The organism is Romboutsia sedimentorum (genome assembly GCF_030131845.1).
Classification (GTDB): domain Bacteria; phylum Bacillota; class Clostridia; order Peptostreptococcales; family Peptostreptococcaceae; genus Romboutsia_D; species Romboutsia_D sedimentorum.
In genome coordinates this window covers 942192-963399 of record NZ_JASKYM010000001.1, presented here as the reverse complement: position 1 = coordinate 963399, position 21208 = coordinate 942192, and the positions used below count along the sequence as shown (strand labels likewise).

The window sequence follows — 21208 nt, the reverse complement described above, 5'->3', positions numbered from 1 at the left end:
AAATAATAGGAGAGATGAATTTGGAAAATAAATTAATTATAATAGATGGAAATTCAATAATAAATAGAGCTTTCTTTGCACTACCAGATATGAATAACAAAGAAGGGTTAAAGACAAATGCTATTTATGGATTTACTACAATGTTGTTTAAAATTATAGATACATATAAACCTACTCATATAAGTGTAGCTTTTGATAGAAAAGCTAAAACATTTAGGCATTTAGAGTTTGAAGAATATAAAGCAGGAAGAAAGAAAATGGCAGATGAGCTTAGAGTACAATTTGAGCCTCTAAAGGAACTATTAGACAAGTTTAATATAAATAGACTTGAAATCGATGGATATGAAGCGGATGATATAATAGGAACTGTTTCTAAATTAGGCGAAGAAAATGGATATAAGGTATATATAGTTACTGGAGATAAAGATGCTATTCAGCTTGCATCTCAAAAAACAACTACCTTAATAACTAAAAAAGGTGTTGGAGAAGTAGAAGAATATGATTTTGATTCTGTTATGGAAAAATATGAAATGACTCCAACTCAATTTATAGACTTAAAAGGGCTTATGGGAGACAAATCAGATAACATACCAGGAGTACCAGGTATAGGAGAAAAAACAGGTATAAAACTTATAAAAGAATATTCTAGTATAGAAGGTATACTTGAAAACTTAGAAAATATAAAAGGTAGCGCTAAAAAGAAAATAGAAGAAAATAAAGACTTAGCTATAATGAGTAAAAGATTAGCTACAATAATAAGAGATGTTCCAATCGATATAGATTTAGAAAGTATGAAATATGGAGACTTTGACAAACAAAGTGTTGTAGAGTGCTTTAGAAAATTAGGATTCTTAAGTTTGATTCCTAGATTTATAGATTCTGACCAAGAAAAAGAAATAGGTGAGATGTTAAATATAAATAAATTAGAAGATATAGAAGAATTTATTGAAACTGTTAATGAAAATAAAAAAATAATATTAAAAACAGTTAGTAAAAAAGGAAATATATTAGATAAAAATATAATGTATATGTTCGTAAGTGTAGATGGAACAAATATATATTATATAGAAGAAGATGATATAAGTAAATTAGAAACTATACTTTCTAACAACGAAATAAGAAAAATTGGATATAATCTAAAAGATGATTATATAGCTTTGAGACCATATAAAATAATATTAGAAAATATGAACTTTGATATAACTATAGCTGAATATTTAATAGACTCAACTTCGTCAACGTCTTATGAATGTAGTGCAATAGCTATGAAATATCTTACTAAGACAGTAAAATCAAAAGAAGAACTGTTAGGTAAAGGTGTAAAGATAAAAGGATATGAAGACTTAGAATTTGAAGAATTGAAAAATCATATATGCACAGTTATAAATGCAGTGTATGATGTATTTCCTATTATGGAAAAAAGCCTAAATGAAATGGATATGGATGGTCTGTTTTATCATGTTGAGATGCCATTAGTAGAAGTTTTAGGTGATATGGAATATGAGGGAATAAAAGTAGATAAAGAAAAACTGTATGAACTAGGTAGTGAATTTAAAAAAGTAATAAAAAGACTAGAACAAGAAATATATATAATTGCAGGAGAAGAGTTTAATATAAACTCTCCAAAACAATTAGGCGTAATATTATTTGATAAATTAGAACTACCTGTAGTTAAAAAAACTAAAACAGGATATTCAACTAATGCAGATGTATTAGATAAACTAAAAGATAAAAGTCCGATAATAGATAAAATAACAGAATACAGACAAATAGTTAAACTAAATTCTACTTATGTGGAAGGTTTATTAGGAATAATAAATCCAATAAGTAATAGAATACATTCTTCATTTAATCAAACTATAACTACGACAGGTAGGATTTCTTCTACAGAGCCAAATCTTCAAAATATACCTGTAAAACTTGAAATGGGAAGAAATATAAGAAAAGTATTTATAGCAGATAATGGATGCGAATTAGTAGATGCAGATTATTCACAAGTAGAACTTAGAGTATTAGCTCAAATGAGTCAAGATGAAAATATGATAGATGCATTTAAACATAAAGAAGATATCCATACAAAAACAGCATCTCAAGTCTTTAATGTTGACATGGAAAATGTTACAAGTGAATTAAGAAGTGCGGCAAAAGCAGTAAACTTTGGTATAGTATATGGTAAGAGTGATTTTGGATTAGCAGATGATCTTAAGATACCAGTTAAGCAAGCTAAGGAATATATAGAGAATTATTTTAATAAATATAATAAAATAAAAGAATACATGGATGAAACTATAGAAAAAGCTACAGAAAATGGATATGTAACTACTATATTTAATAGAAGAAGATACATACCAGAAATAAAATCAAGCAACTTCATGGAAAAAAATCGTGGGAAACGATTTGCTATGAATGCTCCAATCCAAGGTAGTGCTGCAGATATAATAAAAATAGCTATGGTAAATGTGTATAAAAAATTAGAAGAGAAAAATTTGAAATCTAAACTTATACTACAAGTACACGATGAGCTTATTGTTGAAGCTATAGAAGAAGAAGTGGATATAGTAAGTACTATAGTAAGAGAAGAAATGGAAAATGCAGTTGCAATGGATATTGATTTAGATGTTGACTTAAATGTAGGATATTCATGGTATGAAACAAAGTAGGTGAAAATATGTTGATTTTAGGTGTTACAGGTAATATAGGTTGTGGTAAAAGTAGTTTATCTAACATATTTAAGAAAAATGATATTGAAATAATTGATGCAGATAAAATATCTAGACAAATATTTGCAGATAAAAATCTTTTACAAGAGGTTTTTGTTAATTTTGGGGAAGGCATAAGAAATACTGATGGAAGTTTAGATAGAAAAGCTTTGGGGAGAATAGTATTTAATAATGAAGATAAACTTATAGAATTAAATAACTTAACTCATCCTAAAATTAAAAATAAAATATTAGAAAAAATAAATAAAGCAAAAAAAAATAATGAAAAAATTATAGTTATAGATGCAGCTCTGTTAATAGAAGGTGGATATACAAAAATAATAGACAAATTGTTAATAATAACTTGTGATGAAGATGTGCAAATAAAAAGAATAGTAGATAGAGATAATTGTACAAGGGAAGATGCTATAAGTAGAATTAATTCTCAAATGAGTCAAGAGGAGAAAATTATATATGCAGATTATATAATAAATAACTCCTCGACACTTGAAGAATTAAATATAAAAGCAAAAAAATTTATTATGTATATGAAGGAGAATTGGTGTGAGTAAGAAAAAAATACTAATAATTCTATCTATTGTAGTAATTTTATTTACATCAATTTTAATTGAAAAAAAAACAATACATAAATTGATTTATACTAAGAAATATTCTGAGTATGTGATAAAATACTCTAAAGAATTTGATTTAGACGAAAATTTAGTACATAGTGTAATTAAAGCAGAAAGCAAGTTTAAGCCAGATGCAGTATCTCATAAAGGGGCAAAAGGGTTAATGCAAATAAGTGATATAACTAGAGATTGGGCAAAAGAAGAGTTAGCATTAGACGATGTAGATGTATTTAATCCTGAAATAAATATAAGAATTGGATGTTGGTATTTAAATAAGCTTTATAAAGAATTTGGAAAACTAGATTTAGTTATAGCAGCATATAATGGTGGATCTGGTAATGTAAAAAAATGGTTAAATAATAATGAATATAGTAAAGATGGTGAAAAATTGCATAATATACCATTTGAGGAAACCTCAAACTATGTAGAAAAAGTGAAAAAAAATTATATCAATTACAATAAGTTATATGGCAAGAAAGGAACAAACCAATGAAGAGATTAAGAACATTAATTATAGTACTAGCAATATCGGCTGTAGTAGTTGGATGTGATAGTAAAAAAGCAAGTGAAAATAAAGAAGAACAAGGTAAAAGTGCTATAAATTCAGAGTACATAAATTTAAGTATGGTAAAACCAAAAACAATAAATCCTTTGTTAAATAAGGATAAATCTGTGGGATATATAACTAATATGATTTACGATGGGTTATTTACAATAGATGAAAATTACAATGTAGTACCTCAATTAGTTGAAGAATACGGAATAGCACAAGATGGTATGAGTATCGATATTAAATTAAAGGATGCAAAATGGCATGATAAAAAACCAGTGACATCTGAGGATGTGAAATTTAGTATAGAGTTAATACAAAAAAATGCAGAAAGTCCATATGATTTTTCAGCTAAAAATATATCATCTATATCTATAACTAATGATCGCGAATTTACAATTAAATTTAAAGAAAAGTATGCATTTTCATTAGAAACATTAATATTTCCAATAGTATCTCAATCTAAATTAGGATCAGCATCAGATAAAGAAAAATCAGAGTATAAGTATAATCTTATAGGTAATGGACCTTATAAGATAGAAAAGTATGAAGAACGAGATGGAATGATATTAACGGTAAATGAAGACTATTATGATGAATCTACAAAGACCACAAAAGATATAAAAGTAGGTGTCGTACCAGATGAAGAAACTCAAATCTCTATGGTTATGGCATTAGATAGCGATATAGCGGGAGTATCATTAAATGATTTAAGTAAGTTTTATGAAAAGGAATTTAATATAACAAAGTATGAAGGCAGAGATTATGAAAGCTTGATTTTTAATTATGATAATGAATTCCTTAAAGATATTAACTTTAGAAAAGCAATAGCATATTCTATAAATAGAAAACAAATAGTAGATGAAGGATATATGGGAGATGCTAAGCTAGTAAACTTCCCTCTTAATTCGAACTCAAAGTATTACAATAAAGATATAGCATCGGTTAATTATAATAAGGAAAAATCAAAGCAATACCTTGATAAAGTTGATTTGAAAACTGACCCAAATGCAGAAAAAGAGAAAACAAATGTTAAAGAAGATAAAACTAAGGTAGAAAAAGAGAAAACGGATGCTAAAGAAGATAAAGCTAAGGCAGAAAAAGATAAAGCAGATATTAAAGCAAAAATTTCTAAATTGAACTTAAAGATTGTTGTTAACAAAAACAACACAGAAAGAATAAAATCAGCACATATAATATCGGAAAACTTAAAAGCTATAGGCATAAAATCAACTATAGAAGAATTAGAAGGTAAAGAGTTAGAAAATGCTATAACTTCTAAGAAATATGATTTAGCATTAGTTGGATGGGAATTATCTAGTGTACCAGATGCTAAAAGTATAATTGAAAATTCAGGGTATAGTGACAAAAAACTTAATAGTTATTTAGAATCTTTATATGTAGCACCAACAGAGTCACAGATAAAAGGTATATATAAATCAATACAAAAATATATAAATGATAATGTAATATTTATGAGCTTAGCAATTAGGGATGATTATATAGTTACGAATAGAAGACTCGAAGGAAAAGTTTCGCCAAATGATTTTGATATATATGAAGGGCTAATAAACTTAAATATAAAAGATAAATAATAAATTTATTGACTTATAAAGTTAAAATGCATATGCTTTATAGTATAAAGCATATGCGGGAATGGCGGAATCGGCAGACGCACTATCTTGAGGGGGTAGCGGGTGAATACTCGTGCGGGTTCAAGTCCCGCTTTCCGTACCAAATAAAAATGGGTTTGATTTAAATCAAACTCATTTTTTATGCCAAAAAACTAGAAGGTATTTAATATTGAATGCTTACAATAAATATAGAGAAAAATAATGTAAAGAGTTTATTTAATATGATACAATACCCTTATAGGGTATATAAGGAGGTATGAAAATGCAAAAAAAATTATTAATAGAAGGTATGAGCTGTGGGCATTGTGTGAACCACTTAAAAACAGCACTTACAGAAGATATAAAAGGTATAAAAGTATTAGATGTTAATTTAGATAAAAAGTATGCAATAGTTGAAATGGAAGACAGTGTAAATGAAACTGAATTGAACTTAGTAATAGAAGAATTAGGATTTGAACTAAAAGGAATAGAGTAATGAAATACCCCTCTAGGCAATATCTTTATTAAGGATTATTTAGAGGGGTATTTTTATGCAAAAATATAAAAATGGCTTCTATTGGGGGAAAATAATAGAAGCCTAAATAGGGAGATTGAGTATGTTTGATTTTACTTTAATAGTATCCCCGTATTTAAAATATATATACAATTAACAATAAAAAATAATATGTCTTAAATTATGAAGATATATTTTTATATTGTTTAATTTGGCCAAGAAGGTAACTCACACTTTTTTACAAACTTGAATATAATATAAGTAACTAAGGGGGGAGTATCGTGGATGAAAGAGGATACAAGGAAAATTTAAGAAAGATGATACTTGATATGGCCCAAAAAGAACTTGACAGTTATGTATCTCAAAAGGGAGTCCAAAAGTACTTTGAGGGAAATGTTGATAAAATAATAAATGAAAATATTAAAAAAATAACTCAAGGTATGGGCGTAAATAAAACATATTCAAGAGTTTTAAAAAAAGGTGCAAACCAAGATAATATTTCCTCAATTGCAAGAACTATAAAATCTGAGGAAACATTTAAATCAAAGAATGAATTAGTGAAATTTGCAAAATATTTAGGTATAAATGTAAATACAAAAAATTCATACAATCAAGTATTAAGGAAGGTGTCTACACACATATATTCTAACAAAGGTGAGTATTCCCAAAAGTATTTTTCATATAAAAGAGGAGAAGATGAATATATACTAGAACCAGAAAGAATAAAAAAAGATTTAGTAGAAAGTTATAAATCAAAAACAAGAAATGATATGAGGTCTATAGCTAGGCTATTAGACTTACAGGTAGAGGATGAAGATGGAGCTGAAGAAATAAGAAAAAAAATAATTAATTATATAATGAAAGAGAAGCTTTCTAAAAAATAAATATAATAATATAGAATTGAAGACGCTTATAAAGCGTCTTTAATTTTTAAAATAGCATATAATATAAAAGAAATCAAACGAGGAGTTGATGGCATATACGTACAAAAAAAATAGGTCTGATAATAATAATAATATTTTTAATTAATATAAGTTTTATGGTAGAGATGAAGTGTTTTTCTCCCAAAAAAGAAATAAAGATAGTTAGTTATAATATTCACAGTGGGTTAAACAAAGATATGTTTCCTACTCTTTTTGATATAATCGATTTTTTAAGAATTTCAAATGCAGACATAATATGTCTTCAAGAAGTTAACGAGTCAGCTAAGGCAGGATTTCAGGTAAGTAGCTTTAAAGAAGAACTAAATATGTACTCCCATTTTGGAGCCAATGTAGTAGATTTAGGGCTAAATTATGGACTTGTTACATATTCAAAGTATCCTATAAAGAGGCAAGAACATATTTATCTTCATAGTGAAAGAGAACAAAGAGGTATGCTACATACTGTGGTAAATGTTGAAGGTAGAAAATTAAATGTTATAAATGTTCATCTAGGGCTTGGAGAAGAGGAAAGAAATGTACAACTAAATGAACTTGCGGATTTTGTAAGTGACTTAAATAATGAACCATATATAGTAGTTGGAGATTTTAATCAAGGTAATATGGAGTTAGATAATAATATTTTAAAAGATGCAGCTAAAGAATTAGACAAATCAAATATATTAACTTTTGCAACTGGTCTTGATAGAATAGATTATATTTTTATATCTCCACAAATAGAAATTTTAGATTATGAAGTTTTAATAAAAAATATGTCTGATCATTATCCAATAATAGCAAAAATAAAAATATAACAATAAATAATCATAAAGTAACAAGTTTTCAAATATATATAAGTAAAGAAAACTTTTAGGGGGGACAAACTAATGAATAAGAGGAAAACAATATACAGGGGATTTAATAAAAGACGCAAGAATAATAAAATAAAAGTACTTTTAATTATGGCAAGTGTATGTTTGATTAGTGGGTATGGATATACAAAAATTAAAGATAGCAACGTCATTGAAAATTTATCTCAAAAAATATCATTTTTAAAGCTTAATAATTTTTTAGAAGAAAAAGTAGATTTTAAAAGCTATGATGAACTTGGTTTAAAAGATGATAAAAAAGAAAAAGATGTACAAGTGCAAAAAGAAGTTAAAGAAAAACCAGCACAAAAAGAGACTAAAGAAAAAAGTGAAGATGTAAAAGTTGCAGTGGTAGATTCATGGAACATTTATACTATTCAAGTAGCTTCAGTTAAAAATGATAAAGATATGAATAAAGTAGAAACAAAGCTAATAGAAAATAAAATACCTTTTTCAGCAGTAGAAATGGATGAAGCAAAAAAAGTACAAACATATGCGTTTTTTGATAAAGAAGTAACTAAAACACATATGGAACAAATAAAAAATATATTCCCAGATGCTTTTGTATCAGAGATGAAAGTACCTGTATTGTCATTAGAATATACTAGCAAATATTCTTATATAGAAAATATATCAAAAGATTTAAAAACATTAATCAAAAACTTTGATGAAGAATCTAAATTTTGGGCAACAAATAAAGAAGACATAGATTTGAAAGCATATAATAATATTTTGACAAATAGAAAACAAATAATATCAAATATAGAAAAAGAAGCTAACAAAATTGATTACTCAAATATGAATGTATTTAAAGACAATTTAATGAAATATACAAAGGATGTAAATGATAAAATTGAAGTATCATCAAAGGCAGCAAATGAAAAAAATTATAATATAAGTGAGAGTTTATATCTATCTTCTATGCAAGGATATTTCTCATTTATTAATTCTATGAAGAACGCATAAAAGAGGCTGTTTTATAACAGCTTTTTTCTTATTTTTATAATAGAAATAAATCTTACCAATTGTTAAAAAACGGATATTTTTTTAACAATTGTTAAGTTTTTATATCATATATAGTATACTTGTATTAAAGTTCAAATAAAGTGTTTTAATTTAAAGAAAAGGGGGTAATAAAATGAAACTCTTAACTTTTAAAGGCGGTATACATCCTCCATATAGAAAGGAGTACTCTAACCAAAAGCCTATTGAGAGGGCAGAAAATCCTAAAATAGTGTATATACCTCTTCAACAACATATAGGTGCTCCATCAAAGCCAATAGTTGAAGTTGGGGACTTAGTTAAAGTAGGGCAAAAAATAGGTGAACAGCAGGGATTTGTATCTTGTAATGTACATTCATCAGTATCAGGAAAAGTTATAGCTATAAAAGAGCATGAGGTAGCTGGAGGAACAGGTACATGCATTATTGTTGAAAACGATTTTAAAGAAGAGCGACATGAAAGTGTTAAGCCAAAAGGTGTATTAGCAGATTTAAGTAAAGAAGAAATAGTAGGGATAATCAAAGAAGCAGGAATTGTTGGAATGGGTGGTGCTACATTTCCAACACATATAAAACTATCACCTCCACCAGATAAAAAAATAGATACGGTAATATTAAATGGAGCAGAATGTGAACCATATTTAACAGCGGATGATAGGCTGATGGTTGAAAATCCTGAAGAAGTTGTATTTGGATTAAAAGTGTTTATGAAAGCCTTAAATGTGTCAAAAGGATACATAGGTATAGAAGTTAATAAGCCAGAGGCGATTGAAGCTATAAAGAAAGCTTCCAAGCCATATTCAGATATAGAAGTAGTAAGCCTTGAAATTAAGTATCCACAAGGTGCAGAGAAGCAACTTATATACGCATGTACGGGAAGAGAAGTACCTTCTGGGGGACTACCTATGGATGCTGGAGCTGTAGTAAATAATGTTGGAACAGCTGCACAAGTATCAAAAACTATAAAAACTGGAATGCCGCTTATTGAAAGAATCACTACGGTAACAGGAAGTTGTATAAATGAACCTAAGAATCTAATAACAAAAGTAGGAACAATAGTATCTGAAATTATAGATCAATGTGGGGGATTCAAGGAAAATAAAAATGTTGGAAAAGTTATAATGGGTGGGCCTATGATGGGAATAGCACAGTATACAATAGACATTCCAACAAATAAAGGAACATCAGGCATATTATGTTTAGATGAAAGTGAATCTCGCACGCCAAAACCACAGAATTGCTTAAGATGTGGAAAATGTTTAAGTGTGTGTCCTGCTTTTTTACAGCCACTATATATAAGTGCATATTCATTGAAAAATGATTTTGAAAATGCACAAAATCATAGGGCGCTAGATTGTATAGAGTGTGGATCTTGTTCATTTGTATGTCCAGCAAGCAGACCATTGCTTCAATCGATTAGAAATGCAAAAAGAGAAATAATAGCAAATAAAAGAAAAGAATCAGCTAATAAATAAGGGGAGTTAGGAGGACTAAGAATGGATAGTAAATTGATAGTATCATCTTCTCCTCATGTGAGAAGTAATGAAGATACATCTTATATAATGAGACAGGTTATAATAGCGCTTCTTCCAGCTACATTAGGAGCATTATACTTTTTTAGATTAAGTGCATTAAATGTAATATTCTTTTGTGTAATTGGAGCAATAGGTGCTGAATTTTTATATCAAAAAATTGCAAAGCAAGAAAGTACTATAGGTGATTTTTCAGCAGTAGTAACTGGGTTGTTGTTAGCATTTAACGTTCCAGCATCACTTCCATGGTGGATGTGTATATTAGGTTCAATGTTTGCAATAATAGTAGTTAAGATGTTGTTTGGAGGAATTGGTAATAACTTTGTCAATCCAGCACTTGCAGCTAGGGCGTTTTTATTAGCTTCATTCCCAGTAGCAATGACGGCTTGGACTAAAACTGGAGTTAATTGGGTAAGTAGTGGAAATATAGATGCGTATACAACTGCAACTCCTTTAAGTTTCTTGAAGCATGGAGTACAAGGAATATCAGAACTGGCTAATAATGGAATGAGCATGACTGATATGATGATAGGAAATATAGGAGGATGTATAGGTGAGACATCAGCTATATTAATTTTAATAGGTGGACTTTATCTAATGTATAAAGGGGTAATTAATTATGTAATACCTGCATGCTATATAGGTACAGTATTTATATTATCATTTATATTAGGTGGATTTGATCTTAATTTTGCTATATATCAATTGTTAGCAGGAGGGCTTATGCTAGGAGCGTTCTTTATGTTAACTGACTATACAACATCTCCTATGACTACTAAAGGTCAAATTATATATGCGATAGTAGCAGGTATAATAGCTATAGTTATAAGATTGTATGGAGGATATCCAGAAGGAGTATCATATTCAATATTACTAGTTAATGTTATGACACCACTTATAGATAAATATGTAAAAAATAAAGTCTTTGGGGAGGTGGCTAAGTAATGAAAAATATGGTTAAATTAGGGCTTACATTATTTGCTATATGTGCAGTAGCAGCCTTAGCATTATCACTTACCAATCAAGCAACAGCTCCTGTAATAGAACAATTAAATATACAAGCTAACAATGAATCAAGACAAATTGTATTACCAGAAGCAACCGAATTTAAAAAACTTGAAAATAGTGTATTTGAAGGTGTAGGAAACATAGATAAAGGGATAATAGCTGAAGTTTATGAAGGTTCAAATGCATCAGATATAGTAGGATATACAATAAAAACACTTCCAAAAGGATATGGAGGAGAAATAGAGCTTATAGTAGGTATATCAAAAGATGGGAAGGTAACAGGTCTTAACATAGGCAATATGACTGAGACTCCAGGACTTGGGTCTAAAGCAAAAGAACCAGGATTTAAAGATCAATTTAATGAAAAGCCAGCTCAAGAACTTAAAGTAGTTAAAGGTAAGGCTTCAGGAGACGATCAAATACAAGCAATATCAGGGGCAACTATTACATCTGCAGCTGTTACAAAAGGTGTAAATGCAGCTATAGAGGTATTTAATAGCAGCCTTAATAAATAGGAGGGGAACTTATGAAATTAGCTAAAATATTTAAAAATGGGCTAATAGATGAAAACCCAACATTTGTACAGATAATAGGAATGTGCCCAACTTTGGCAGTTACTACATCGGCTATAAATGGTCTAGGAATGGGTCTTTCAACTACTGTAGTTTTAATTTGTTCTAATATAGCTATATCTTTAATGAGAAAAATAGTACCAGATAAGATTAGGATACCAGCATTTGTTGTTGTTATAGCGACATTTGTTACCATAGTAGGAATGCTTTTAAAAGCGTATGTACCATCACTTGACAGTGCACTTGGTCTATTCATACCACTAATAGTTGTTAACTGTATAATATTAGCACGTGCTGAGAGTTTTGCATCTAAAAATGGTCCTATAGAATCTGGAGTAGATGGATTAGGAATGGGTCTTGGATTTAGTATGGCACTTACAATATTAGGAGCAATAAGAGAAATACTTGGAAATGGTAGTTTATTTGGATTTACTTTATTTGGAGAATCATTTCAGCCAATATTGTTATTCATATTACCACCAGGTGCGTTTTTAACATTAGGGTTCCTTTTAGCAGGGTTTAATAAGTTAAGAAGTAAGAAAGCATAATGGGGGTGTAATAATTGAATTTAGTACTTTTATTTTTAAGTGTTGTTCTTGTTAACAACGTTATAACATCTCAATTCTTAGGTATATGTCCTTTTTTAGGAGTTTCTAAAAAAGTTGATACAGCTGTAGGAATGGGAGTTGCGGTTACATTTGTTTTAACATTAGCATCTTTAATTACGTATTTTATACAAAAGTTATTAATAGTAACTAATGTTGCATTTTTACAAACTATAGCATTTATATTAGTAATAGCATCTATAGTTCAGTTTGTTGAGATGGTAATACAAAAGATGAGTCCATCTTTGTATCAAGCTCTAGGAGTATTCTTACCTCTTATAACTACAAACTGTGCTGTACTAGGAATAGCATTAGTTAATGTAAACAACGGATATAACTTAGTAGAAACATTAGTTAATGGATTCGGAGCAGGAGCAGGTTTTACATTAGCAATAGTATTATTTGCGGGAATAAGAGAAAGATTAGAATTAGCTGATATACCAGAAACTTTCAAAGGATTTCCTATAACGCTTATATCAGCAAGCTTAATGTCAATAGCATTCTTAGGATTTGCTGGACTTATAAAGCTATAAAATAGGGGGTGAGAAAATGAGTACACTTAGTTCAGTTTTAGTTTTAGGAATTTTAGGGCTTATATTTGGAGCAGTACTTGCATATGCATCTAAAAAATTTGCTGTAGAAATAGATGAAAGAGCAGAAAAAATACTTGAAGTTCTTCCAGGTGCAAACTGCGGAGGATGTGGATTTCCTGGATGTGGAGGTCTTGCAAGTGCAATAGTAGAAGGAAAAGCTCAAGTAAATTCTTGTCCAGTAGGCGGCTCAGAATGTGCATCTAAAATAGGTGAGATCATGGGAATTAAAGCCGAGGAAGGTGAAAAAAAAGTAGCAAAAGTAATATGTAAAGGAAACTGTTCAAGTTCTAAAAATAAATATGAATATGAAGGAATACATGACTGTAGATCTGCAAATACTTTAAATTCAGGAGCTAAATCTTGTAAATATGGATGTTTAGGATTAGGAACATGCAAAGATTATTGCAAATTTGGAGCAATCTCTATAGTAGACGGAGTAGCTATAATAGATGACCAAAAATGTGTAATGTGCGGCAAATGTATTGAGGTTTGTCCAAAAGGGATAATATCTCAAAAACCAGTTAAGCAAGAAGTAGTTGTAGAATGTAATAGTAAAGACTTCGGAAAGTCAGTAAAAGAAAAATGCAGTGTAGGTTGCATAGGTTGCGGATTATGTGCGAAAGCTTGTAAATTTGATGCTATAGAATTTGAAAATAAAATAGCTAAAATCAATTATGATAAGTGTGTACAGTGTATGGAATGTGTGTTAAAGTGTCCAACAAAAGTTATAAAAGGAAATTTAGAAAATAAAAAGAAAGTCACTATAGATGAAGAACTTTGCATAGGATGTACTATTTGTAAAAAGCAATGTAAATTCGATGCTATAGAAGGCGAATTAAAAGAAAAACATAAAGTAGATGAAAGCAAATGTGTTGGATGTCATTTATGTATTGAAAAATGTCCTAAAAAGGCTATTAAAACTATATAATATGGATAATATAAAGGTATGGGGCTCCATACCTTTTATTTTATTTAAAATTAATACCATTTAAGGTTGAAGTTGCCAATTACATATAATAAAAATATGCTGAAAATTAAAGTTAAATTTGTATTTGAAATTATGTTCCAATGCTAGCGAATAAGTTATTACAGAGCTAAAAAAAAAAATCAATGATATTTACAGGCTATAATGTGGAAATATAACAATAGTGTAACAAAATCGTTCGACATTTGTGTTGAATTTTTTACAATATAATGATAGACTAAATAAGTACAAATTCTAAGTATCAAATGAGGTGAAGAAATGAAAATAATATTAGCGTCATCATCTCCTAGAAGAAAAGAAATTCTAGAAAATGCAAATGTTAAATTTGATATAATAAAAAGTGAGATTGATGAAGTTATATTAGATAATGAACTACCATCTCAAGTGGTAATGAGGCTTGCATTTGAAAAGTGCATAGATATAGCTGCTAAACATAGAGAAAGTTTGGTTATAGGTGCAGATACCGTTGTAGTATTAGACGATATTATACTAGGTAAACCAAAAGATATCGATGAAGCTATAGCTATGATTACACAATTATCAGGCAAAACGCATCAGGTAATAACTGGTATAAGCTTGATAAATTTAAGTGCAAACAAAAAAATAATAGATTATGTAGTTAGTAATGTTAAATTCAAAGATTTATCTGCAGAGGACATAAAAGATTATATACAAACTAATGAATCACTAGATAAAGCCGGAGCATATGGAATACAAGGTTACGGAGCGTTATTAGTTGAAGAAATACAAGGTGATTATTTCAACATAGTTGGCCTTCCTATATCTAGATTAAGTGATTTATTAAAACAGCATTTTAGTATAAATATTTTTTATGGAGGGTGATTTATCTGAAGGATTCTTTTAATGTGGTTATGAAAGTAAAGGAAATGGCATTAGAAGAAAGACCCAGAGAGAAGATGCTTGCAAATGGAGAAAAAAATTTGTCTAATGCAGAGCTATTAGCAATACTTCTTAGAACGGGCACTAAACATAAAAATGCTATAGAATTAGCTAACTATATTATAAATAAGGACATACAAGGACTAAGATATCTACAAGATATGACTATAGAAGAATTATGTGAAATAGACGGAATAGGACTATCTAAAGCAACTATGATAAAAGCATCCTTAGAGCTAGGACATAGAGTTGCAAGTATTAAACCACACAAATACAAGGTTAAAAATCCTTGGGACATATATAAGTATTATATGGACAGCTTAAGGTATAAAAAACAAGAAATTTTTAAGGTAGTTCTTTTGAATACGAAAAATGAAATTATAGCGGATGTAGATGTATCTATAGGAACTTTAAATTCATCATTAGTTCATCCAAGAGAAGTTTTTAGAGAAGCAATAAAAAGAAGCACAAATAAAATTATTTTAATGCACAATCATCCATCAGGTACGATAGAGCCATCAACGGAAGATAAGAATGTTACTTCTAGACTTATTAAGTGTGGAGAATTAATAGGAATAGAGGTTATAGATCATATAATTATAGGAGATGGATTGTATTTTAGTTTTAAAGAGAATATGATGTTTTGATTTGATAGAGCAGGAAGGAGCAGTAATATGGCTAAAGAGAAGAAAGAGAAAAAAGAAAAAAGAGGACTTATGTCAATGTTTGGATTTAATAAAATGACAAAGGATATGGGGATAGATTTAGGAACTGCAAATACATTAGTTTATATAAAAGGGCAAGGAATAGTAGTAAGAGAACCATCTGTTGTAGCAATAAGAGATGACAGCAAAGAAGTTCTAGCAGTAGGTGAAGAAGCTAAGAAAATGATAGGTAGAACACCTGGAAATATAGTAGCTATAAGACCTATGAAAGATGGAGTTATAGCTGATTTTGATATTACTCAATCTATGTTAAGTTACTTTATACAAAAAGCAGCATCTAAAAAAGGAGTTGTAAGTCCTAGAATAGCGATATGCGTTCCTTATGGAGTTACTGAAGTAGAAAAAAGAGCAATAGAAGAGGCTGCTAGACAAGCTGGAGCTAGAGATGCATATCTTATAGAGGAACCAATGGCAGCGGCTATAGGAGCTGGTCTAAGAGTTGAAGAACCAGAAGGTAACATGGTTGTAGATATTGGTGGAGGTACTACAGAAATAGCTGTAATATCTTTAGGCGGTATAGTTACAGCTAAATCAGTAAGATTAGGTGGAGATGAGTTTGATGAGTCTATAGTTAGTTATGTTAAAAAAGAGTATAACTTATTAATAGGTGAAAGAACTGCGGAAGATGTTAAGATAAGTATAGGGTCAACATTCAAAGATGACCAAGAAAGCAATATGCAAATAAGAGGTAGAGATTTAATATCTGGATTACCTAAAACAATAGAAATAGGATCTGTAGAAGTTAGAGATGCTTTAAAAGAACCTATAAATTCAATAATAGAAGCTATAAAATCAACTTTAGAAAAAACACCACCAGAATTAGCATCAGATATAATGGAAAATGGAATAATGTTAACTGGAGGGGGAGCATTACTTAGAGGGCTTGATAAATTAGTTAAGCAAGAAACAGGAATGCCAGTACAGATAGCTGAAAATCCACTAGATTGTGTTGCCTTAGGAACAGGAAAATCAGTAGAAGATCAAGAAATATTTGAAAAAGTATTAATGATGAACGCTAGAAAGTAATTAAAAAGTTGGTGATATCTTGAAATTTGATAAAAAGGAAAAAAAGAGGATTAATATTAAAGTGATAGCAACAGGGATTGTTGCTATCACTTTAATTGGAATTGTAGGAATATCAATAGGCAAATTTTCTGGAGCTAATCCTGTGGGTCCAGGAGTCTTACTAGATGGAATAACAGTAGTAGAGAAGAACTTTAATAAAGGCTTTACATTTTTAGAAGGTAATTTTAAAGAATTAATAAGTTACAAGAAAAATGCTAATAAAATAGCCCAAATAGAAAAAGAAAATGATAAATTAAAGCAAGAGGTAATCGATTTAAATAAGCAAATAGATGAGGTAGATTCTTTATCAAGCTTAAAAAAATCACTTGATTTTGTTGACGAAAAATATAATGCTAAAAGCATATCAGCTACCGTAGTTGGTAAAAATGATGGAAACTGGTATGATAGTTTTACAATCGGAGCCGGGAGTAGTGATGGAGTTAAGAATGAAAGTATAGTAGTCAATGGAAATGGATTAGTAGGAATGGTATACGAAGTTTCTAAGAATTATAGTAAAGCTATTTCTTTATTAGATACAAAGTCGTCTGTGAGCTTTAAGCTTCTTAAAGATGATAAATTTAAAGGAGTTATAACTCAAAACTCAACATTGGAAGATAAAGAAAATTATAAAAATAAAGGGCACTTAAATGGATATATGTTTGATAATTCTTATGATGTATTACCAGGGGATGTAGTTGTAACTTCTGGATTAGGATTATACCCTAAAGGTATACCAATAGGAGAAATTGACAAAGTTATAGATGATAAAAATAAATCTATGAAATATGTGGTTGTAAGACCATATGCTGATTTTAAAAATATAGATGACGTTAAGATTATTGAACCAAGGAATATAGGATAAAGGAGACTATTAAATATGAAAAAAGTTTTACTTTGTCTTTTAGGTATTTTTTTAGTAATGATAGAAAATAGCATTACTAATTACTTAGGTATACTTAATATAAGTTTTAATATAGTTATTATATATATGACTATTATTTCACTTTATGTTGATGAGTTCGAAGTTGGTGTAATTGGTGCAATAGTAGGTCTTGTAAAAGATGTAGCTGTAGGAGGTATATTTGGAGTTAATGGTTTGATTTTATTTGCAATAGCATATTCAATCAGTCACTTAAGAGACAAAATATACAAAGAAAGTAGTATAACTATATTTGCACTAGTGTTTATAACTAGCTTATTTGACTCTATGGTAAATATAGCTACAGTTAGTGTAGTTTATCATACCTATGGATTGCTAAATTTGGCTATAAAAGGTATAGTTATAATTCCACTAGCAAATAGTTTATTGAGTGTATTTTTATATAAAATATCGAAGAAATCTGTATTAAAACTTAAAGAAGATTAGTTGGTGATTATATGGAAGAAAATAAAAAAGTTGACAGATTGTTGATACTAAAAAATATTATAATAGTAGCCTTTGTAGTTATTTTATTAAAAGTAGTATATATGACAACATTTAAACATGAACATTATAATGAATTAGCAGAAAATAAAACATACAAAGAACTACCAGTAAAGGCCCCTAGAGGTGAAATTAGAGATAGATATGGAAGATTATTAGCTGGAAATAAAAACTTATTCACAATTCAGGTATCTGCAGATGGGATTAATAAAAAAAATTCAGACAATAAAAGCATAGCAAATGAAATATCTCTAAAATTAATAAATCTTTTAGAAGATAATAAGGAAACGTACATAGATGAATTCCCTATATATTCTGTTAAAGGAAAGTATTTTTATACATTTGATAAAAAGATAAGAGACTTTAAAAAAGAAGAAAATATTCCGCTAGATTTAAATGCTAAAGAAAGTTTTTATTTTATAGTGGATAGATTGATAAATGAAGGTGTACTTACAGAGGAAGATAGAAAATTAGAACCTGCTAAACTTCAGAAAAAATTAAATGAAAATGCTGAATATCCACCTATACTTGTAAGTAAGTGGATGTTTACAGAAGAAAAAAATAAAAAAGACTGGCTAGAAGGTTATAAGATTGAAACACCTAATATAAATGCAAAAAATGCATTTAAAGAACTTAGAACTAAATATGAAATTGACAAAAGCTTAAGTGATGAAAATGCAAGAAAAATACTTATTGTAAGAGATCTTATAAAGTCACAAGGCTACACACAATATAAACCTGTAACTATAGCGAGAGATATTAGTGAAGAGACTATCTCTCAAATAGAAGAAAGTGCTATGGAATTGCCTGGAGTAGCTGTAGCTGTAGAACCAGTAAGAGATTATCCAGAAAAAACTTTAGCAGCTCATACTATAGGACATATGGGCAAAATGCAATCAAGTGAAGAAAGTAAATATCTACAAAGAGAAGAAGGTAAGAAGTACTCAAAAGGTGATACGGTAGGTATGTCAGGTATAGAAAAAAGTTTAGAGGAAGAATTAAAGGGTGTTGATGGATATAAAAGGGTTCAGGTAGATGCATCAGGTAGAATTACTAAGGAACTTGAAGTCTCAGAACCTAAGTCTGGAGATACAGTATATCTTAGTATGGATAAAGATTTACAAACAGTAGCTGAAGATGCATTAAAAAGAACAATAGATGCAGCTAGAACAGGTGGAACTTTCCAAAGTAAATTTGGAAATAAAAGTTTCTCAAAGCCAGCACCAAATGCCAAATCAGGAGCAGTAATGGCTATAGATGTAAAAACTGGAGATGTTTTAGCTATGGCGAGTTATCCTAATTATGACCCTAATAAATTTTCAAATGGAATATCATATGAAGATTTCCAAGCTCTTCAACCTGAAAATAAAAATGATGTATTAGCACCAAATCCTCAAGTTAACTTGGCGACACAAGCTCTTTTCCAACCAGGATCTATATTTAAAATGACAACTGCTATGGCAGCTTTAGATAATGGATTAGACCCGAATTATGCAATAAATGATACAGGTGTAATTAATTTAGGTGGACGACCATTTGCCGATTTAATATGGCATAAGTCTAGAACTAACCATGGATATACTAATTTATATAAAGCCATACAAGAATCTTGTAATATATATTTTTACACTATAGCAAGTGGTAAAAATTGGATTGGTGGAAAAGATCCTAATGCAAAAATTGGACCAAATGATATATTAGAATACGCTAGATTATTTGGATTAGATAGTTATACAGGGTTAAATAAAGAAATAGACGAAAGAAAAGGTAAAGTACCAAGTATAGAAGCTAAGTTAGAATCAGCAAAATCTTTATTAAGAACATTCCTTAACAAAGAAATGGCAAATGCATTTACTGACATAACTAAGATTAAAGATGAAGCAAAATATGAAGAAAGAATAGAAGAGATTGTTAAGTGGGCAGAAGAAGACAAAGCTATCGGTAGAGTTGAAGCTATGGAAAGATTAGCTAAGATGAATGTTAAAGAAGATAAGGTTGAGTACTTTGCTGATAAAATAGTGTTTGACCATTTGAAATTTTCAAAGTGGAGTACAGCAGATACATTCAACTTAGCAATAGGGCAAGGGGAAAATCAATATACACCAGCACAAATGGCAAGATATGCTGCTGCGATAGCTAATGGTGGAGACCTAGTTGAATTATCAGTTGTAGACAGAGTTATATCTAGTGACTATGCTTCTGTAGATATTGATGAAAATACAAAAGAAAAAATACCATTTAACGATAGTGAAAAATTAAAAGAAATAGTAGAAGGTATGAAAAGGGTTATTACTGAAAGTTCAGCTAAAAGCTTATTTGCAAATTTCCCAGTTAGTGTAGCTGGAAAAACTGGTACTGCTGAAAAGAGTGGTAAAATACCTAATGAAGAAGAATATGAATATTTAAAAAATAATATGCAGTCATTTGGAGTTTCAGGCCCAGAAGCTATTAAACTTTCTGAAAAAATGAAAAAAGACAGAGAAAAAGAATTATCTGAGCAAAGAGAAAAAGAAATTAAAGAAGAATTAAAATCTAAAGATATAGATGATAAAAAGAAAAAACAATTAGAAGATGAGCTAAAAGAAGGTGTCAAAGTTAAATTAGAAAATACAGACAAGATGAATTCTGCTTATTTAAGAAAAGCTATAAAAGAATTAAATTCTAAAATTACGGATGAAAAAATAGATGCATACAAGCAAAGCTATCAGCCTTTTGCATGGAGTGTTGGATTTGCACCTGCTGATGACCCTGAAATTGCAGTAGTAGCTATGATTCCACAAGGAGAAACAGGTTCGACAGCCATGGTGCCTATTAGAGAAATAATAGGAAGTTATTTAGGGTTAAATGAAAAAAAATCAGATTCTCAAATAGATAAAGTTAATGAGGGGAAAGACGAAGAAAGTAATAATAAATCGAAAAATGAAGATATAAATTTTGTATCACAAATGAAAAAATAAGAGGAATCAAGGTTTTTTTGCAGAATATATAAAATTATATATCAC

At 29.3% G+C, this 21208-nt stretch carries 20 protein-coding genes and 1 tRNA gene; all 21 read left to right on the top strand.

What is annotated here, in order from left to right; translation table 11 throughout:
• The first annotated feature begins 20 nt into the window (after positions 1–20).
• The 21 genes from polA to QOZ84_RS04765 all read left to right on the top strand — a co-directional run bounded on the left by polA (position 21) and on the right by QOZ84_RS04765 (position 21163).
• On the top strand, positions 21–2660 hold the full coding sequence (gene polA / locus QOZ84_RS04865; protein ID WP_284131823.1) for a DNA polymerase I: 2640 nt from the start codon (positions 21–23) through the stop codon (positions 2658–2660).
• An 8-nt stretch (positions 2661–2668) separates the two neighbouring features.
• On the top strand, positions 2669–3271 hold the full coding sequence (gene coaE, locus QOZ84_RS04860; protein ID WP_284131822.1) for a dephospho-CoA kinase: 603 nt from the start codon (positions 2669–2671) through the stop codon (positions 3269–3271).
• The gene (locus QOZ84_RS04855) at positions 3264–3824 is read left to right on the top strand and encodes a lytic transglycosylase domain-containing protein (protein ID WP_284131821.1); all 561 of its coding nucleotides are present in this window, start codon (positions 3264–3266) and stop codon (positions 3822–3824) included. Before coaE ends, QOZ84_RS04855 begins: the two co-directional genes overlap by 8 nt.
• Positions 3821–5476 (top strand): ABC transporter substrate-binding protein, encoded by a 1656-nt coding sequence (locus tag QOZ84_RS04850; protein WP_284131820.1) that lies wholly within the window; start codon positions 3821–3823, stop codon positions 5474–5476. The genes QOZ84_RS04855 and QOZ84_RS04850 overlap by 4 nt, the downstream gene beginning before the upstream one ends.
• 55 nt (positions 5477–5531) lie before the next feature.
• Positions 5532–5618: transfer RNA gene (locus QOZ84_RS04845), tRNA-Leu, on the top strand.
• Between the two features lie 159 nt (positions 5619–5777).
• Complete coding sequence (locus tag QOZ84_RS04840) at positions 5778–5990, top strand: heavy-metal-associated domain-containing protein (protein ID WP_284131819.1); 213 nt, start codon at positions 5778–5780, stop codon at positions 5988–5990.
• A gap of 299 nt (positions 5991–6289) precedes the next feature.
• The gene (locus QOZ84_RS04835; protein WP_284131818.1) at positions 6290–6892 is read left to right on the top strand and encodes a hypothetical protein; all 603 of its coding nucleotides are present in this window, start codon (positions 6290–6292) and stop codon (positions 6890–6892) included.
• A 164-nt stretch (positions 6893–7056) separates the two neighbouring features.
• Positions 7057–7743 (top strand): endonuclease/exonuclease/phosphatase family protein, encoded by a 687-nt coding sequence (locus tag QOZ84_RS04830; protein ID WP_284131817.1) that lies wholly within the window; start codon positions 7057–7059, stop codon positions 7741–7743.
• Between the two features lie 72 nt (positions 7744–7815).
• Positions 7816–8763: a hypothetical protein gene (locus tag QOZ84_RS04825; RefSeq protein WP_284131816.1), complete on the top strand. Its 948-nt coding sequence runs from the start codon at positions 7816–7818 to the stop codon at positions 8761–8763.
• A gap of 172 nt (positions 8764–8935) precedes the next feature.
• Positions 8936–10273 (top strand): electron transport complex subunit RsxC, encoded by a 1338-nt coding sequence (gene rsxC, locus QOZ84_RS04820; protein ID WP_284131815.1) that lies wholly within the window; start codon positions 8936–8938, stop codon positions 10271–10273.
• 21 nt (positions 10274–10294) lie between these two features.
• Positions 10295–11275, top strand: coding sequence for an RnfABCDGE type electron transport complex subunit D (locus QOZ84_RS04815; RefSeq protein WP_284131814.1), 981 nt, complete (start codon positions 10295–10297; stop codon positions 11273–11275).
• Positions 11275–11853 carry an RnfABCDGE type electron transport complex subunit G gene (locus tag QOZ84_RS04810; protein ID WP_284131813.1) on the top strand — a complete coding sequence of 193 codons (579 nt, stop codon included), beginning with the start codon at positions 11275–11277 and terminating at the stop codon, positions 11851–11853. The genes QOZ84_RS04815 and QOZ84_RS04810 overlap by 1 nt, the downstream gene beginning before the upstream one ends.
• 11 nt (positions 11854–11864) lie before the next feature.
• A complete protein-coding gene (gene rsxE / locus QOZ84_RS04805; protein ID WP_284131812.1) occupies positions 11865–12458 on the top strand; it encodes an electron transport complex subunit RsxE in 594 nt (197 codons plus the stop codon).
• Between the two features lie 14 nt (positions 12459–12472).
• Positions 12473–13048 carry an electron transport complex subunit RsxA gene (gene rsxA, locus QOZ84_RS04800; RefSeq protein ID WP_284131811.1) on the top strand — a complete coding sequence of 192 codons (576 nt, stop codon included), beginning with the start codon at positions 12473–12475 and terminating at the stop codon, positions 13046–13048.
• A gap of 16 nt (positions 13049–13064) precedes the next feature.
• The gene (locus QOZ84_RS04795) at positions 13065–14036 is read left to right on the top strand and encodes an RnfABCDGE type electron transport complex subunit B (protein ID WP_284131810.1); all 972 of its coding nucleotides are present in this window, start codon (positions 13065–13067) and stop codon (positions 14034–14036) included.
• Between the two features lie 315 nt (positions 14037–14351).
• Positions 14352–14936: a Maf family protein gene (locus QOZ84_RS04790; RefSeq protein ID WP_284131809.1), complete on the top strand. Its 585-nt coding sequence runs from the start codon at positions 14352–14354 to the stop codon at positions 14934–14936.
• Between the two features lie 44 nt (positions 14937–14980).
• Positions 14981–15640, top strand: coding sequence for a RadC family protein (radC, locus tag QOZ84_RS04785; protein WP_284131892.1), 660 nt, complete (start codon positions 14981–14983; stop codon positions 15638–15640).
• Positions 15641–15667: 27 nt separating this feature from the next.
• A complete protein-coding gene (locus QOZ84_RS04780) occupies positions 15668–16744 on the top strand; it encodes a rod shape-determining protein (RefSeq protein WP_334305497.1) in 1077 nt (358 codons plus the stop codon).
• A 19-nt stretch (positions 16745–16763) separates the two neighbouring features.
• Positions 16764–17645, top strand: a complete 882-nt coding sequence (gene mreC / locus QOZ84_RS04775; RefSeq protein WP_284131808.1) for a rod shape-determining protein MreC — start codon at positions 16764–16766, stop codon at positions 17643–17645.
• 15 nt (positions 17646–17660) lie between these two features.
• Positions 17661–18149 (top strand): rod shape-determining protein MreD, encoded by a 489-nt coding sequence (mreD, locus tag QOZ84_RS04770; protein ID WP_284131807.1) that lies wholly within the window; start codon positions 17661–17663, stop codon positions 18147–18149.
• 11 nt (positions 18150–18160) lie between these two features.
• A complete protein-coding gene (locus QOZ84_RS04765; protein WP_284131806.1) occupies positions 18161–21163 on the top strand; it encodes a penicillin-binding transpeptidase domain-containing protein in 3003 nt (1000 codons plus the stop codon).
• Positions 21164–21208 lie beyond the last annotated feature (45 nt).